This is a genomic window from Desulfurella amilsii (assembly GCF_002119425.1).
In the GTDB taxonomy this organism is placed as follows: domain Bacteria; phylum Campylobacterota_A; class Desulfurellia; order Desulfurellales; family Desulfurellaceae; genus Desulfurella; species Desulfurella amilsii.
Map to the genome: position 1 here is coordinate 34,620 of NZ_MDSU01000018.1, position 17,636 is coordinate 52,255.

The following is a 17,636-nucleotide window of genomic DNA, read 5'->3' on the forward strand; positions in this document are numbered from 1 at the left end:
ATGTTGAATCTCCCCCTAAACAAGACAAAAATTGTTTGCACTATTGGGCCTGCATCATCAAGCAGTGCTGTTATGGAAAAGATGATGCAAAATGGTATGAATATTGCCCGCATTAATTTTGCACACGGGACTTTTTCTGAGCATGAGACTGTAATAAACCGCTTAAGACAAACAGCTGCTTCATTAAATAGGCGTCTTGTAATTTTGGGTGACTTACCAGGACCAAAAATCAGAGTTGGCAATATTGAACCCATAGAGCTGAAAGAAAATGACAGGGTAATTTTATCAGCTCAAGCAGAAGGCAGTGAAATACCTGTGAGTTTAGAAAACTTCTCAAACTACCTTAAAGTAGGGGACACAATCTACCTAAATGATGGCTTTATACAGTTAAAGGTAGAAGACATTAAAGGAAAAAAAGTGCACTGCATTTGTCTAATAGGCGGAAAACTCTCATCACACAAGGGCATAAATTTGCCAGGAGCGGATTTACCCCTAAAAGCCATAGGTGATTTTGAAAAACAATGCATTGGTTTTGCAAAAGATATTGGCATTGATGCGATAAGCGTATCATTTGCCCAAAACAGGCAAGATATATTAGATGCTAAAGCCTACTGCGAACAAATTGGCTACAATCCATTTATTATTGCTAAGATTGAGCGCTTTAAAGCTATTGAAAATATTAATGAAATACTAGAAGAATCAAATGGTATCATGGTAGCAAGAGGTGATTTAGGCGTAGAAACACCTATTGAATCCATAGCAATCCTCCAAAAGCAGCTTATACAAAAAGCCAATATGTTAGGAAAACCAGTCATCACTGCCACCCAGATGCTTGAGTCTATGGTAGAAAACATAAGACCCACACGCGCAGAAGCAACAGATGTGGCAAACGCAATACTTGACGGTACAGACTGCGTAATGCTATCAGAAGAGTCTGCTATTGGCAAGTATCCCGATATAGCTGTTTTGATGTTATCAAAAATTGCCCAACACACAGAACACAAACGCTACATATACCCTATCTACGAAACACTCTCAAAAGTGCTATCTTCTAAAACTATATCTTTAGAAGATACTATGGCTGTAAATGTATTTACAACTGTAAAAAATCTAAATCCGCTCTTGCTTGTAACACCTACAACTAGCGGTGCAACCGTACGCCGCATGAGCAGGTTTAAGCTACCCATATGGATACTTGGTGTAAGTCATAATAAAAATGTAACACAAAACTTAGAGTTTTCCTATGGTGTATACCCAATATATGAAGAAGAGTTGCCGCAAGATTGGAAAAGCTATATCCAATCACTTATTGGCAAACAAGACTCTTTTTTTGTACTAGTAAGGGGACCTTCTAGGAAAAACCCAGATGCAAATAACTCATTGGAGATTGTAAGGCTGGGGGTAGGGCTACCTATATAAATTTAGAAAGGATGGCCAAAATCATTAAAAAAATATGCTGTAGCTTATTTTAAACTTTGTTGTTGTAGGCTTTAGCGTATCATCAAACTCTTGAACGCTAAAAAATACGCGTGTTAAGTATTTATCGTGATCAGGGCTATTTTGAAGCAGCACTAACGGGCTTCCATAAGCCCTGTCGATAAACAGCTTAGCTATAGTTGATTTTCCAATACCAAAAGATAAATGGCCGTTTGTAACTCCAAGCCCGCCGTTTGAACTTTGAAGTATTGATATTGGCAGGTGGTGCAGGATGGATGTGTTTTTTCCAATAAAAAATTTTTCTTTATAGTAGCCCCCATTTTTGCAGGCATACCAAAATTTACTGTTTTTATTCACAGGTAGTAATGTAAATGCACTCATTCTTATTGAAGCTTTTGTTGGCTTTGAAAGCTCTAAAGTATCATAAACCACTATCTTTTTTGAATCAAAATCAACAACCCAAAGTTTTTCTTCAATTGTCCAATCAGACAGGTAGTTTGTACCTTTTATAAAAAATTTATTCTCACCTATCTTTTTAACTTCTACGCTGCGCGCTTCGCTTAAGTTTGTAAGCCTGCCAAATTGACATGATTCTATTGTTGTTGTGCCTGTGTAGTAATCAGCACCGTGTGATATATAGTCTAGCTCGCCGTGATTAACGCTTCCAAATAAAAGCTTTTTTTTGTTTTTGTACACACTTTCAAGCGCAAGACCTTTTGTAATTAAAAATGTAGCACTGTACTGTTTGCTTTTAATTGTAATTTTTCCAACTTGCTTATCAAAATCAATTGGTTTAGCATCTAAAAAATCACCTATTTTGTATTCACAGTTATATTTTTTTAAATAGCCTACAGCATCCTGCCACTTATTTAAAGTAGTATGTGTTCTGTAATCGCTTCCCCAAAATTTTAACAAATTTTTCCATAAATTATTATCCGCTTTAGCCTTTATATTTTCATAGCAATTGTGACTCAAGGTATTAATGTAATGCCCACCAAGACCTGCAACACTCCACCTGCTTAGCGAATATTTTGGTTGCTTTTTTACAATTATAGGTTGGCTTGGGTGAGTCAAATCAAGCACTACATTTTTATTTACAAATTGCAAGATTTCGCTAGGTAACAAAAACTCACCGTAGTTTTTTAGCGCCAATATAATTTTTTTAATATTTTCCCACTCATTTGAGACTATAGTGTTTTCTGTGTGAAAACGACCAGGCCTAAAGTTGAAAATCTCTACATCAGAGGAATATATGGGCAAATACTTATAACCTTTGTTTATAAAACGCTCAATCATAGATAAATAGTTTTCCAGCGTGTTTAGTGCGGTAGCTGTGCGCTGAAATTGTTGAAAAAGAATCGAGCTAGTCCAGATAACTGGCATCTGCGACTTTACGCCTTTTGCAATAGCAGGTGCAAATCCAAACGATTCATCCCAAGATGAGGCATTAATAGAGTAGGGGTTATTCCACTCCATACATATACAATCGTAAAATTTCTTGTAAACATCAACCATTGATTTTGAAAAAACCTGTTCGTTTAAAAAAGCAACAGAAGGTTTTATGCCTAAAACGCGCTTATAAACTTTTAATCCTAATTGTTGATTCTTTACATTTACTAAATATGGCACAATGGGCCCTATAATTTGCTGATAGCCACTGCCAATAAGTTCAACTAAACCGCTTTTTATTAAAACTTTAAGCTCATCTACAAACAAGGGTGAGTACTCAATGAGCTTTTCAAGCGTGTAGCCGCTAAGTTCAATTCCAGTTTTTGTATTTGTTGATTTTATTGTCTCAAGCAAAGGAAAGTAGCTTTTGTTTATCACCTGGGTTAGCTGCTCTTCTTCTATCGACGAAAACGCTAAATTGTAGTGAAAAATAAGGTAAAATTTAGCTTTTTTCATCGGCAAAACTCTCAATGTACCTCTCAAAACTGTTCAAATTATCATTATTTGGGTACATTTTTTTAAGGTTATAAAATGCTCTCATAAGTATCTGTGGTTTTTTGTTGTATAGTCTTTCGTAGTCTATAATAGTTTTTGCAATGCGCTCATAAAATTTTTCATAAGTATTTACAGCAATATCTTTTAAATAATGCTCAATGTGGTGATTTTTAAACCTATTAAGCGTTTTAATGTAAAAATCTTCTACAAAACATTTGTCATAATCTATGGTGGGCAATATTTCGCTGTAGAACATCTCATCAATTAAACTAGCATAGTTTTTATCCATAAAACATTCATAAACAGTGCTTTTGCTTTCTAAAAAGGTTGTTACAGCTAAAAAAGTATGAATGCCATTTAGCACTCTTATCTTTATTTGAGCTATTTTGTCGATGTCTTGCGTAAAATAAATATTTAAATTTTTCTTACTAAATAGATTTTCCAGCAAACTATTTTTGCTTGAGTAAAATGCGTAATATTTTTCCCTTTCAATATTTAAGTTGCTTTCTTTAATTACAATGCAATCAACTAAAGTATTTACAAACTCGCATGTTTTTAAAATCCAAGCTTTAAAGTTGTTATCAAAATACTCCTTTACTAGCTTTAAAACACTTTTCTTCAGAAAATCTCCATTATTTAAAACAAGCTCTAAAGGAATAATAACCGTAGTTTGGTTATTTTGTAGCTTGAACTTTTCAAACAAAAACGATGTTAATATAAAAGGGTAGCTTTCGCCTTCATTGTCTTTTGATAGTATGCCTTTTTCTGTTGTATTTGAAACAATAAAGTTTGCATTGTGAGCTAATTTAAGCACAGTTTTTGTATCTTTTACAAAAAAAATATCTTTTATTACCTCTATTGTATCGGTTTGTGTGGAGTCTATATCTTTTAAAATGACATTATATTTGCAATTATTATTCTTTAAGTCAATATATTGTTGCTTTGGCGTAAAATAAGCTGCAAAAACCTCCACTTCTGCATCAACTTTTGAGAGTATCCAATCAAAATAGCCCTTTATAAACTTGCCAGTACCAAATTGCAAAAAAGTTACTTTATTAGCCATTTGTATTTTTCTTGTGTATTGGGCATCAACTTTTTTGAATCGCCAACTAAAACCCATAAATAATAAAGCTCATACCCAGGTATGACGCACACTGGGTGATAACCTTTTGGTATAAGTACGATATCATTTGACTCAACAACAAGTGCTTCATCAAGTACTTTATCTTCCGTGTAAATTCTCTGCAAACCAAAACCATCGTCTGGGTTTAGCTTAAATAGGTATATTTCTTCCATTTTTACTTCTTTAGCGGTATTTTCATCGTGCTTGTGCGGTGGAAAACTTGACCACTCACCCTTAAAATTTATAGTTTCACCGACAACAAGCTTTAAAGATGGGCTATTTTCATCCAAAATATCATAAACTTTTCTTTTAAAACCTTCGTTTCCTCTTAATTGCTCCTTGATATTAGAAGGTAAAATTATGGATAATTTTGAATCATTAGAAACCATAGTTTTACATACAGCAATTTCGCTTTCTTTATTTGCAAATAGCGATATTTTGGTATTGCGCGGAACATAAATAGCACTCGCTTTTTCTTCAAATACATTTTTTCTTTGTAGTAAGTACTTTTCCCCCCAAAATACCTCTACTGCGCCAGATAGCAAAATTACAGCTGTTTCGCAGCGCTCATCAAAAACCTCAAATTGGCCAGAAATCTTTAAATGCGATAAATAAATATTTTTAACAGCACCGCTTGCATCGTAAGAGTGCTTTATTTTAAGCTGCATTGCCCCTCCTTATTTTATTTTGAAGCTAATTTTATTTTTTGCTAATTTAAAAGCATTATCAGCTTCTTGATAGTTATCGAGGCTTGCTATCACATAGCACACCCTGTGAGCGCAGTGCCTATAATCATCTATTGTATCACCTTCTTTTATAGTTAAAAATATTTTATGGATACCTTTAATTTTTAGTGTTTCTTCTATGCCCTCAATTTTTTCTACATACCCAGGCTTTGGAAAAATTGCCCTACACAAAGCAACTTTGTTCATTTTAGCCGTGTATGTATCTAAAGATGGTTCATCGCTAATTGTTAATTGCATAACAAACTTTATAGGGTTCATCCCACTTGATAGAGGCGTTGTGTATTGAGAGTGAAAGCCACCCGATAGCCTTGCAGCCATTTCCAAAATCATTATTTTAGAATCGCTTTTTCTAATGATCATATCTGCCTTTGCGGGTGCATTATCAATTTTTAAGGCAACAGCAGCATTATATACAATCTTGTACATTTCTTCTTCTGTTTTACTGTCTAAAACAGCTGGATTTACGTGGCCCGTCTCAATTGGCAATGGCAACAAATCATACTCCCTTTTTGCTATGCCAAACCTGTACTGTCTGGAATTGAACATTACAGTTTCGACACTATACTCAAAACCTTCCACGTACTCTTCAATTAGAGCGCTTTGTGCAGATGAATATCTAAAAGCTTCTTCTAAAGCAAATTCTAAGTTTGAAATGCTTTCTAACTTTTGTGTACCTCTTGATGCTGAGCTATCAACAGCCTTTACCATGCAAGGAAGGCCAACCTTTTCAATCGCTTTTTTTGCCTCTTTAAGCGTTCTTACCTCTAAAGCATGTGGTGTAGGAATATTGTTGCTTAACCAAAGCTGTTTGCTTAACCACTTATTGTTTGACGATTTAGCAGAAAAACTGCTAACACCAATAAGCCCAAGCGCTTCATTAATAGCTGCTGCCGTTGTTGCATTGTCTGCTGCTGCAAATACGCCTTTTATATTGTATTTATTTTTGTTATTAACTGCAAATTCAACGAGCGTCTTTTTATCCTTTGTGTCAATTGCTAATTTTAAATCAGCATACCTAAAGCCTACAGCTTCTTCATCTCTATCAACGACAATTACATAAAGACCCAAATCTTTGGCTGTAAGTATAGCCGGCACTTGCATAATACCAGCACCCAATATAATTATAGATCTCATAAGATTATCTCTTTGCATAAAGAACCGTGTCACCAAAACCATATGTATGATGTCCAATATATAGTTTATAATCCTTTACCCATTCTTTTAACAATATGGGTATTTGGTACAAATGCTCTGGCTTGTGGTATATGCATATTTGCAGTTTTGGTTTGTAGTTACAAATAATTTCTTTTGCGCCAAGCAAAGCGTTTAATTCAGCACCTTCTATATCCATTTTTATTAGTGTTGGCTTTTCTTTGTCTTTGAAAAATTCATCTAAGCTTATTGTGTCAATTGTCTGGTTAGCCTGTATAATATTGCTTGCAATTGAACTTCCCATATTAGCTTCTGCATTAAAATACAATTTATCGGCTTTGTCCCAAAGGCCATACTTGTAGGCCTCTATATTCTGGTATATTTTTGTATTTTCTATAAGTTTAGCATAATTTTGATCATCTGGCTCAAATGCGTAAATTTTTTTGTAAGTAATATTTTCTTTGATAATTTCTTCTATGGTATCGCCAGTATATGCCCCTGCATCTACAATACAATCGCCATTTTCTGGCTTTACTTGACTATGAGAGTATTGCTGATAAGAAACCATTGGCATTGGCGGGAAAAGTGGGTTTAACCCACCATAAAATACTCTACCTTTTAAAATTCTATAGTATATAGCTTTTGAAACTTCATCATCTAATAAATCAAATACTTTTAAATAATTATCAAAGTCATTTTTTAATTTTAATAAAAAGTTGCTTTGCGTATTTTCTAATTCCATTTTACTTTCTAATGAAACTATAAAAGAATCAATCGCCCCTATTAGACCAAAATCTACTTCTAGTTGTTGTTTAATTTCTCTCCACCATACAGAAGCTATTAAAACCTTATTCTCAAACATTAAAATCTCGCTTGGATGTTTTACAGTTTTGCCCAAAAACTTTGTACCCTTTTTATTTATATCATTATCTACAAAATACATTACATTTTTACCCAATTTATCTAAATACTCTTTTGTTTTAGCCCCACTACCGCCTGCGCCAAATATCACAAAATTGTCATATTTATCTATAAAGTCAGTAGGTGAGTCTAGCAGGTCAAAATACTCATTACTACCTACATCAATAATTTCTTTTAGCCTTTGCTTCCACATATTATCCTCTCCTATACAATTAACTTCATTGTTATTTTAAAATTATCTTGATTGTGATTAATTTTTTCCAAATTTTCCGTAGCATCTCTATAGTAATTGTTTAAATTATAAGCCTTTTTAATTAGCTCTACACCGTCTTCTTTTCTACCTGTTTTAATAAACGCTGTGCCTAAATTGTTGTACACACATGCAAGGTTTACATCGTGTTTAATTAAGTTGTTTTTTATTAAAAAGTTAAATTTCTCTATCGCTCCAGCGTAGTTTTTTTCTTCTAAAGCAAAAGCGCCAAGGCAGAATACCGCATCCACATTAAATAAATTTTTTTCTAAGGCAAGTTGAAACAACCCTTTTGCTTTATCGATAAGACCATTGCGGAGGTAAAAAATACCATCGATAGAATATTTTTCAACTTCTTTAATATCTTCACTATTTGCAATAGAAAAATCTGTTTTTCTAAGTGTTAAGTTTGGATTATAGTAAGGATCGCCTTCTGCTAGCATACTGTGCCATTTGCTTTTGAATTTTTCAGCTTCTATATTAAACCTAACAAATCTTTCTGGTATATTTTTATATCCTAAAGACTTTGATTCAAAGTGATACGCTTTAGCATGCGGCGTAAAAACCACCAAATACTTTTTCTGTCTAACCTTCAAGCAGTAATCTATATCATTAAAAGCTACTGTGTATCCTTCATCAAAACCACCAACTTCATTAAAAATAGTTTTTTTTGTCATAAGGAGAGCACCAGTAACAGCAGACAAATTATGCACAATTTTCAGTCTCATAAAATATCCATTTGCATTATATGGAAAATACCTAAAAGCATGTTCTGCAATTTTATTTATACCAATAATAACACCTGCGTGCTGTATAGTGTTATCTGGATAATACAGCTTTGCGCCTACAATACCTACATCGTCTCTTTGTATAAACATAAGCATTTCTTCAAGCCAATCTTTATTTATAATCTCAATATCATTATTTAAAAAAAGTAGCACATCTCCTTTTGCAAACTTTGCAGCAAAATTATTTATACCTGCATAATTAAATGGTTTTTCCCACTCTAAAATATTGATAAAGCTGTATGTAGCCTTCAAATAATCATAGTAATTAAATATAGACTTTTCTGTACTGTTATTCTCCACAATAATAATTTCGTAATTTTTATATGTAGATTTGAGTATAGAATTTATGCATTTTTCTAAATCATTTTTATGGTCTTTATTTGGTATAATAATAGATACCTTTGGTAAACTAGAAATTTCGTAGTAAATTCTATAAAAACCAAGCACATCTGTGTCAACTATCTCTCCTTTTAAACCTATTCTTTCTAAATGCTCCCTTAGAGCTTTTTTGGCTGATTCAAATGCATAGGGTTTAGCATTAGAATTTCTAGATGTTGATTCTTGAGTTGAGCGCCAATGATATAGAATTTTTGGTATGTGGACAATTCTTTTGGCTTGTTCTGTGCATCGCAAAATTAGATCATAATCTTGAGAGCCTTCAAAGCCTTCTCTAAAATAACCTACTTTATCTAAAAGATCTTTTTTAATAACACATAAATGGGAAATATAATTATAACTTCTTAACATATCTGGGCTAAAATCAGGTTTAAAATGTTGGTCATATAGTTTTTTTCCATCTTCTGAAATTTTATCTTCGTCTGAATATAAAAAATCTGCATCAGAAAATTGATTTATGATTCTAACTACTTCATACAAAGCATCACAAGACAATACATCATCATGATCTAATAGAACAATATAGTCTCCTGTAGACATTATTATAGCTTCATTTGAATTTCCAGCTATACCTTTGTTCTCACTTAAAAACTTTACTTTTATCCTATTATCCGATTGTGCATATTTTTTCAATACCTCTTTTGTGTTATTATTGCTTGCACCATCTGCTATGCAAAGCTCCCAATTAGCATATGTTTGGTTCAAAACAGATTGTGTCATTTCTGTTAAAAAATTTTCTAGTGTATTCCATGTAGGAACCAGTATTGAAACTTTTGGTTTAATTTTAAATTGATTACCTACCGCTTTATTTTCTTGCATAAATTACTATCTCTCTGCCCAGATTCAAATTAGCCAATGATTTATAGATATTTCTTTTTAGGTCATTTAAGCCCGCAAGCGCTAAATTTTTTTCAAAAGTTTTTCTTTTTGTGTGGCAAATACGGCCTAAATTATCATTACCCACATAATTATCGCCCATAAGTAAAAATATATCAATAGGAAAGGATGCTTCTTTTAATATAATTGTAAAACCAACTTTTTGGAGTAAGTTTTCTAAAGACGAAAAATCAAAATAATTAATGTGGTGAGGGGGTGCTACCCACCACGGTTTAAAATTACATGCCTTTGTCAAACTTATTTGAAATGGGTTATAATCATTTGGCACTACAATACAAATTACGCCACCTGGCTTTAGTGTTTTTTTTATAGAAAAAATAGTATTTTCAGGGTCTGATACATGTTCCAACACTTCGCTTAAATGCACTACGTCAAACTCATTAGCTAACTTTTTAGATAAATTCTCATCAAAGAAGCCTTCTATTACATCTAAGCCTATTGATTTACAATGGTTTATGGACTGAATAGAGGGATCTATGCCTAAAGTTGTCCATCCTCGATTTTTACCATAAAGCAAAAAATATCCTCCACCACAGCCAATATCTAAAATATTACCCCTAAAGCCTGATATTTCTTCAAAGCTATCATATCTGTCTTTAAATACTAAATCGTACCAATCTTTATCTTCTAAAAATCTTTCATTAAAAAAATTGTCTACTTTTTGATAATATTTGCTTTTATACATCTCATTTAATTCTTCAAAGCTTGGAATAGGTATAATATGCTTGAAACCGCAAGCTTTGCAATCAATTACATCAAACTCGCCTATACTATCTAATACTTCCCCGTAACATTTTTGCCATTGTTTAACACTCACCTAAAACCTCTTGTGCAATGCGCAAAGCACCAAAGCCATCAACAGAGGATTTAGCGCTTTGCGCCATTCTATATCTTAAATCGGCATTTTCTGCCAATTTTAAAGCCGCTTTTGTGATAACTTTTTGACTAAGATTATCGTATTCGCCTAAATTAATTGCAAAACCTTTTTCTTCTAAGCTAGAAGCCGATAGGCTGTGATCTTTGCTTATGCACACATAAACTGCAGGCACACCCAACACAGCTAACTCGTAAGCGCTTGTGCCAAAAGAACAAACTGCAAAATCGCAAGAGTGCATAATTTCAGCCATATTATCAACATTTTCAAATATCTTGTATTCATAGTTTGCCTGTTTTAAAACTGCTTCGAGCTTTCTTTTGCAAGAAAATAGTGCGCCAATTACAATTACAGCTTCAAATCCAACCTTTAAATCACCTAGAGCCTTTGCAATTATAGGTGTTATGCATTTTGGGTCGCTTCCACCAGCGTTTACAAATACTTTTAGTTTTTTGTTTGGCTTTTTTGGTTTGTTTTTATACTCTAAAAACTGCTTTCGCAAAATTACCCACTCAAAGCCAGAGTAAAGCTTTCCCCTAAAGCCTTCCCAATTTAGCTGCTTGACCTGAAAAATAGGCGGGTAAAAGGCAAAATCACACGCAAGCCTCTTATTTGTTGGATCATCTATAGTAACAATTTTGACATTAAACTTTTGCTTTATCTGGCCAAGCGTAAATTCATCTAAATCATCCCTTACATCTAAAATCAATATATCTGCCTTGAATTTTTCTATTATACCACTAAGCCATTGTTTGTAGTTTTTGGTGTATTTTTTATAAATAGCGTATTTTTCTTTTTGAATGAGGTTTATTGCAAAAGCGTTTTTGTTTACAGCAAAAGCAATTTGGCAGCCTTGTTTTTGAAACTCACAGGCAAGCGCTAAGCACCTAACCAAATGACCAAAACCAATAGACCATGACGCATCGCATCTAAACAACACATTTTTCATGCAATAATTTATAGCAAAAAGTATTCTTTAGGGGTTATCTTGCCAGAAAAACTTGCCTATTTTTTTAGCGTTTTTCCACATTAGTGTGTATTTTGTTTGCAATTCAATATTAAGTGGCTTGTGGTGGACATCTTTATTTATGTTAATTAGCTCTGGTTCTTTTTTTAATAAATTTACAATATCTTGCAAATACATAAAATGTTCAGGGTCGTATAGTTTCTCGTATATAGTTTTATATAATTTATAATCTTTTTGCTCATCTAGAGTAAGTCTGCAGTTTTGCAAGATAAGCGACTCTTTTGGGCAAACTTCCACTATGCGCAATTTATCTGGGTTTTGCGTAATAAAAACAGCCCCAACATGCTCTTTATTTTGATCGTCAGAAGTATTTTTAAATATGTGCTCAAGCACGCTGGCTTTAACAACGCCTGCCCCCTCAAACGCACAGCCCATATTTTCGCAGTAAACTACATCACCGTCAAATAAGTTTAGCGCTTTTATTTGATTGTCTATCCAAATAGGGCAAATATGAGGACAATCTGCGGTTATTCTTACCACATACTGTGGCTTTTTTTCGTAGATTATATCCATAAAACGTTTCAAAACATTGTCAAGGCTTCCTCTATAGTAGTTTATATTATTTGCCTTTAAAAAGTCTACAAGCTCATCGTCGCTTTTGTCTGTAGATGCAGCTACAATTGCTTCATCTACATACTTGCATTGCTTGGCTCTATTGTAAACGTGCCAAACTACAGGTTTACCCGCCAATGGAAGCATCACTTTGCCAGGCAGTCTTGTAGATGACATTCTAGCTTGTATTATCGCTATTGCTTTTTGCATAGACTTTTTCTTAGACCCTTAAGCGGTCTTAATCCATCTATTGGGTCTGCCCTCCATAAGCGTTCTTTAAATTCACTATCCTGTGGCTCTTTTTTGCCGCTGCCATTAGCCAAAAACGCATCCTGTACGCTTTTTATGAGCGCTTTTACTTGGTCTGGCAAAAAGCAATGTCCCATTTGGTATTCTTTGCCTTTTCCGTCTAAATCCATATGAAACTCAACCATCGAAACGTTATATTTGTGTATAGCTCTATGAATTACACCAAAATTTACAGTATGGTCAGACCAACCAAATTTAATATTTTTTGGTAAAGCTTGCCTCATGGTTTCTATTGAGCGTAAATTGCAATCTTTTGGTAGGGTAGGGTAGTTTGAAGTGCAGTGCAATAGCGTTAAGTCGCTACAATCATTTTCAAATACAGTCTCTACAGCGTATCTAACCTCATCAAGTGTAGCCATACCGGTAGATACTATCATAGGCTTTTTTGTCTGTGCACACGATTTTAGCAAATCTTGCCATAAAATCTCATACGACGCTATCTTAAAGGCGTCCACATACGGCTCTAAAATCCCAACCGCATCAAGGTAAAAAGGCGTACATATAAATTTCATATTGTTGCGTTTGCAAGCTTTCGCAATTTCTGGTATAAAACTTGGGTTTAGCTCCCATTGCTTTCTTTCTCGCAATTCTTTAAAGCAATCAAGCGCTTCCTTAGCAAATAATTCATCTATTTTAAACAGTTGAAACTTAACACCACTGCACCCTATTTTTGAAGCAGTATCAATAAACTCAACGCACCTGTTTAAGTCATTATTGTGGTTGCTTGAAACCTCAACGATAAATTCTACCATTAATAATTTTCTCCACTATAAAAATATTAAAAAATCAAAAAACTATTCTTTGCTTAAAATTACTTTTTGAAGTTTTTTAAAGCTTTCTGTGCCAGCAAATTTAAGCCAGTAAAATACAATAGACTCAGATGGTATAACTTTTGCACCTATTGAATTATAAAAATCTACTGCTGTATTGTAAAATTCTTCTTCTCTTGATGTAACTGCATCTTTTGCTATTATTACATTGTAGCCTTTTTCAATTAAATCTATAGTTGTGGATAAAACGCAAATGTGAGACTCGATACCACACAGCACAACCGTCGTTTTGCTTGAATCTACAATAAAAGTTTTAATCTCGGGTATCTCTAAAGCAGAAAAGCTCATTTTATCAAATCGCTGAGTATCAGCCAATAAGCTCTTTAATGGCTCTATAGTCTCACCTAAACCTTTTGGGTACTGCTCTGTGTAAAAAATGGGCACATCTAATTCTTTTGACGCTTTTATCAAAAGCGAGATATTTTTAGTTGTATTATCAAGTTTTTTCATCACCTTGGCCAATTTGTCTTGCATATCAATTACACACAAAACACAATTTTCCCTACTTAAAAAACTCATTTTTAACCTCCTTGTTTAAGATACTTCATTATTTTTTTTGAATTCTTTTGAAAATTAGTAAAATTTTGCAACAAAGTGCTCTTTTTTTGCTCAATCAATGCCATAATTTGTGCATTTTGGTCTATTAATTCTTTTATTTGGTCTAAATATTGTCCTGTAAATTCTGTATTGTAAATTACTTCAAATAGCTTATTGCGCTCGTTTAGCGCTTGCATAAGCTCATCGCCTCTATAGTTTTCATTATTTAATAAATTAACCATTTTTAATCCATTATCTTTTAAACGGCTGAATAATTGTTCCATACTGTTTTCTTCCTATTTTTATTATAACTTTATTTGGTATATTTTCAAGTGATGCACAAAAAATTAATCAAAAATTAATTATTATTAATTCAACTTTTATCAATCAAAATTACAAGCTTATTACCAAAGCGCTTAAGCCGGTAATTAAACCTTTGTTTATTTAAATAATCTACAATATTCTTTTTTTGGCTTATTATAGTAATATTGTGTTTTTCAAGTAAAAGATTTAAATCGGATTTTTTTATAAATTTTTCATTTTTGTTTTTCAGCAAAGTCATACCGTAAAATAAATCTCCATCGTCAAAATCATCCAGCAATAGGCTATCTTTGCCTAAATAAAATACACTTGATGAGGTGCGCCAAAATGGCCTGTATTGAATAAAAACAGTATTAGGCTTCATTGTTTCTTTTAACCACAGACTTGCGTATTTAGAGGTAAAATCGTTAACATTTAGCGAAAAGTATAAAAAAATAGATAGCATAACAACAATATTTGATAAAGCAATACTTTCAACTAAGTATTTTTTCTTATAAAACGCAATAAAGTACAAAACAAAAATAATAAAAGATAATAATATTAGGGGTAATTTTTCAACATAAGTATTGTTTATAAACATTATATAGTGTAGTTTAACCAGAATACTTCCTATAAATAATGCTAAACCAGCAAAAAATAAAATGTAATAAAATAAGTTTAGTTTTTCATTCATAATCGTATAAGTTGCAAAAAAAGCAATAGGAAATATAGCTGGCAAAAGATAATAGTTTGCCTTTCCACTTGAAAGTGAAAAAAATATAAATATTGCAAAAAACCACAATAGTATGTACAAATAAAAATCATCTTTATAAAGCTTCATTTTAAAAATCTTATAAATACCATAAAATAACAAGACAGACCATGGGAAGCCGCACACAAGTAGCCTAATTACATAAAAATAGATTGGTCCTGTAATTGTGTCGTTGGGGTACATATGTCCAAAAAAGCGCAAAACCTGATTGTTTATAAAGTAATAGTAAAAAAAAGATGGCACTTTAATGCTAACAGCAACAAACCATATTGATAATATAGCAAATGTTAAAACTCCAAATAATAAATGCAAATCTTTTAGTTTAATTTTCTTTATAACAATAAAAGGAACTAAAATTAAACAAGATAAAACGAAAGCCACAAGCCCTTTTGTAAATATTGCTACAGCCAAAAAAACATAAAACAACCTGTAATATTTATCGCTATATTTATATCCCATATAAAAACTAAACATTGCTAAACTAAAAAAAAGTGTTAAAACCATATCAAACATAAGCATACTGACTGATGTATCAAAACAAATCTGGCTTACAAGTACTAAAGATACAAAAGTAGCAAAAAACTTATTAAATATCTTCTTGCTAAATAAGTAAGAAAAAACAATTAAAAGCACACCTGATAATATCACCGGTACTCTAGCAGAAAATTCTGATATGCCAAATAATTTAAGAGATAATGCACTTAACCAGTATAAAAGGGGAGGCTGTTCTAAATATACAACGCCATCTAAATGAGGTATTAAAAAATTTGACGTTTTAACCATATTTAGAGCTATATCTGCGTATAGGCCTTCATTATTGTCCGATAAAGGTCTAAAAGCAAATAATACAATGAGTACAATATAAATTAAAACCAGCACAAAGTTTATTTTTCCATCTTTAAAAAACGCTTTTAACATAAATTTGCATTATCATACACAAACTGTCAAGAAAATTTCAAATAGATTTCATATTATTAATAAAAAGAACACTTGCTAAAAATTCTTTTTTTTATTATAATTTTATATATATGGACTTTACTGGTATTTCACAAATAAAACTACAGCTGGATTTAATAAACTTAAAAAATTTACAGGATTTACTTAAAATTGGTGAAGTTGCAAATGCAAAAGTACTCGAAGTTAACGGCAATGTTGCAACAGTAAACATAAAAGGCAGCATTGTTAAAGCTTTTTCAAGCTCTGTGCTTCAAAGCAACAGCACAGTTAAATTACTTGTAACAAAATTAGAGCCTTTTGTTGAGCTAAAAATTTTAAACACTAACTCAAAAGAGATTTTTAATTTAAAAAACATAGATACACTAGCGCAGAGAATCTTTTCAGATGTAACAAAATTTTCGCTTGAAAATGTTGATGAGAAAACTTTCACTAACTACATTAAAACATCCTTTGAAAACATTACAAATGCCTTTGCAAACAGCAATATACCATTAAACGAAAATGTATTTATTGCAATACCCTACTATATAAACACTCAAAAATTCAACCTTTATATAAAATCCAAGAAAAAGTTTACTAAACAACAAAAACAAAGGCAAATGATAACAGTTTTTAGCGAAACGCCCATTGGTTTACTTAAAATAAACATAATAAAAATCGATTTAATATGGGCTAACCTTTGGGTTTATGAAAAAAGCGCTTACAATCTGCTTATAACCCACAAAGAAGAATTTAAAAATTACACAAAGATACCCATAAGAATTATTCTACAAGAAGACAAACCTATTTTGGAAAAAGTACAATCCATAAACTACATAGATATTGTTATATAGTATTAGTTTAATAGTTCCCTGTATATGCCATAAAGCTTTAATAAGTAATTGTTTATGTCAAATTGTTGCAGTAGACTGTTTGTATTGTTTGACAATGTATCGTACAGCTTTGGGTTTACTATAATTTTTCTTATCTGATTATAAATATTTTCAGCATCAGTATTGCAAACCAATGTGCATTTTCTTGCCACTTCAATACTTGGCACGTTTTTTGAAACAACACTAGGCAATCCCGTTGCAATAGCTTCTATGTGAGAGTTACCAAAACCTTCATAGTGTGAAAGCAAAACAAACAAATCTGATTTATATAAATAAAAAGACACATCTTTTTGATAGCCACTAAATACTACATTTATACCTAGCGATTTAGCAAGATTTTCTAAATTGGATCTTTCTTTGCCATCTCCTTGCGATGGCAAATGTAGTATTTTTAAATTCTTTGTGAATTTTAGCAAATGCTCTAACTAAACTATCTAAGTTTTTTTGAGACATAAGTCTTGCTGTACTTACTATATTGAAGTGATTTTTAGGGTAGACTCTTTTGATCCATTGGAAGTTATATAGATTAGTCGCATTGTACAAAACAATATGTTTCTTTTTAAACATATTCTGTATTTTTTCAACCATATTATAAACTGCTTTTGACACAGATATATAAAGGCTGGTCCTAAAAGATAAAAACCTATTCAGCGCCCTTCTGTGTAAGTGTTCTTCAATTTTTGTATCGTGAATATGCGTTACAATAGGCGTTTTAGAGTTAATCAAAGCTAATTTAGAAAAATAATCTGCACTAAAATTCATTGTATGGACAATATCTGGTTTTAATTGATTGAATGCTTCTTTTAGCTTTTTAAGCGTAGATAATTTGTAGGCTTTCAAATCTTTTGTAGAATTACATACATTTAAAATATCAATCCCAGCATCGTAAAACTCGTTTAGTTTTTCGCCAACACCAGCCACATTAACAATTTGAAATTTTAAATCAGTGTAA

17 protein-coding genes are annotated in these 17,636 nt (G+C 32.3%); 2 read left to right on the top strand and 15 right to left on the bottom strand.

Features of this window, described 5'->3' with window-relative positions:
• The gene (gene pyk, locus DESAMIL20_RS03620) at positions 1-1,419 is read left to right on the top strand and encodes a pyruvate kinase (RefSeq protein ID WP_086033457.1); all 1,419 of its coding nucleotides are present in this window, start codon (positions 1-3) and stop codon (positions 1,417-1,419) included.
• Between the two features lie 24 nt (positions 1,420-1,443).
• Here pyk and DESAMIL20_RS03625 read toward each other — a convergent pair whose 3' ends face one another.
• The 13 genes from DESAMIL20_RS03625 to DESAMIL20_RS03685 form a co-directional block, all read right to left on the bottom strand.
• Positions 1,444-3,342, bottom strand: coding sequence for a polysaccharide deacetylase family protein (locus DESAMIL20_RS03625; RefSeq protein ID WP_086033458.1), 1,899 nt, complete (start codon positions 3,340-3,342; stop codon positions 1,444-1,446).
• The gene (locus DESAMIL20_RS03630) at positions 3,329-4,444 is read right to left on the bottom strand and encodes a mannitol dehydrogenase family protein (protein ID WP_158090506.1); all 1,116 of its coding nucleotides are present in this window, start codon (positions 4,442-4,444) and stop codon (positions 3,329-3,331) included. The genes DESAMIL20_RS03625 and DESAMIL20_RS03630 overlap by 14 nt, the downstream gene beginning before the upstream one ends.
• On the bottom strand, positions 4,429-5,172 hold the full coding sequence (iolB, locus tag DESAMIL20_RS03635; protein WP_086033460.1) for a 5-deoxy-glucuronate isomerase: 744 nt from the start codon (positions 5,170-5,172) through the stop codon (positions 4,429-4,431). The genes DESAMIL20_RS03630 and iolB overlap by 16 nt, the downstream gene beginning before the upstream one ends.
• 9 nt (positions 5,173-5,181) lie before the next feature.
• Positions 5,182-6,384, bottom strand: a complete 1,203-nt coding sequence (locus DESAMIL20_RS03640; RefSeq protein ID WP_158090507.1) for an ATP-grasp domain-containing protein — start codon at positions 6,382-6,384, stop codon at positions 5,182-5,184.
• 4 nt (positions 6,385-6,388) lie between these two features.
• Positions 6,389-7,516, bottom strand: coding sequence for an FkbM family methyltransferase (locus DESAMIL20_RS03645; protein ID WP_086033462.1), 1,128 nt, complete (start codon positions 7,514-7,516; stop codon positions 6,389-6,391).
• An 11-nt stretch (positions 7,517-7,527) separates the two neighbouring features.
• Positions 7,528-9,576, bottom strand: coding sequence for a glycosyltransferase family 2 protein (locus tag DESAMIL20_RS03650; RefSeq protein ID WP_086033463.1), 2,049 nt, complete (start codon positions 9,574-9,576; stop codon positions 7,528-7,530).
• Positions 9,563-10,471 (bottom strand): class I SAM-dependent methyltransferase, encoded by a 909-nt coding sequence (locus DESAMIL20_RS03655; RefSeq protein ID WP_086033464.1) that lies wholly within the window; start codon positions 10,469-10,471, stop codon positions 9,563-9,565. Before DESAMIL20_RS03655 ends, DESAMIL20_RS03650 begins: the two co-directional genes overlap by 14 nt.
• Entirely contained in the window at positions 10,461-11,477 is a 1,017-nt protein-coding gene (gene pseG / locus DESAMIL20_RS03660) for a UDP-2,4-diacetamido-2,4,6-trideoxy-beta-L-altropyranose hydrolase (protein WP_086033465.1), read from the bottom strand. The genes DESAMIL20_RS03655 and pseG overlap by 11 nt, the downstream gene beginning before the upstream one ends.
• Positions 11,478-11,504: 27 nt before the next feature.
• Positions 11,505-12,317 (bottom strand): cytidylyltransferase domain-containing protein, encoded by an 813-nt coding sequence (locus DESAMIL20_RS03665; RefSeq protein ID WP_086033466.1) that lies wholly within the window; start codon positions 12,315-12,317, stop codon positions 11,505-11,507.
• On the bottom strand, positions 12,302-13,168 hold the full coding sequence (locus DESAMIL20_RS03670; RefSeq protein ID WP_086033467.1) for an N-acetylneuraminate synthase family protein: 867 nt from the start codon (positions 13,166-13,168) through the stop codon (positions 12,302-12,304). Before DESAMIL20_RS03670 ends, DESAMIL20_RS03665 begins: the two co-directional genes overlap by 16 nt.
• Positions 13,169-13,210: 42 nt before the next feature.
• Entirely contained in the window at positions 13,211-13,765 is a 555-nt protein-coding gene (locus DESAMIL20_RS03675; protein ID WP_086033468.1) for an isochorismatase family protein, read from the bottom strand.
• A 2-nt stretch (positions 13,766-13,767) separates the two neighbouring features.
• Positions 13,768-14,067 (bottom strand): flagellar protein FliT, encoded by a 300-nt coding sequence (gene fliT, locus DESAMIL20_RS03680; protein WP_086033469.1) that lies wholly within the window; start codon positions 14,065-14,067, stop codon positions 13,768-13,770.
• An 89-nt stretch (positions 14,068-14,156) separates the two neighbouring features.
• A complete protein-coding gene (locus DESAMIL20_RS03685) occupies positions 14,157-15,773 on the bottom strand; it encodes an ArnT family glycosyltransferase (protein WP_086033470.1) in 1,617 nt (538 codons plus the stop codon).
• A 110-nt stretch (positions 15,774-15,883) separates the two neighbouring features.
• Between DESAMIL20_RS03685 and DESAMIL20_RS03690 the strand changes: the two genes are divergently transcribed.
• Positions 15,884-16,645, top strand: coding sequence for a hypothetical protein (locus DESAMIL20_RS03690; RefSeq protein WP_086033471.1), 762 nt, complete (start codon positions 15,884-15,886; stop codon positions 16,643-16,645).
• 2 nt (positions 16,646-16,647) lie between these two features.
• On the opposite strand, the gene DESAMIL20_RS03695 is transcribed toward DESAMIL20_RS03690, so the two are convergent.
• Together DESAMIL20_RS03695 and DESAMIL20_RS03700 are read right to left on the bottom strand one after the other, a co-directional pair.
• Positions 16,648-17,064: a glycosyltransferase gene (locus DESAMIL20_RS03695; RefSeq protein ID WP_158090508.1), complete on the bottom strand. Its 417-nt coding sequence runs from the start codon at positions 17,062-17,064 to the stop codon at positions 16,648-16,650.
• A complete protein-coding gene (locus tag DESAMIL20_RS03700; protein ID WP_158090509.1) occupies positions 17,012-17,605 on the bottom strand; it encodes a glycosyltransferase in 594 nt (197 codons plus the stop codon). The genes DESAMIL20_RS03695 and DESAMIL20_RS03700 overlap by 53 nt, the downstream gene beginning before the upstream one ends.
• Between the last annotated feature and the right edge of the window lie 31 nt (positions 17,606-17,636).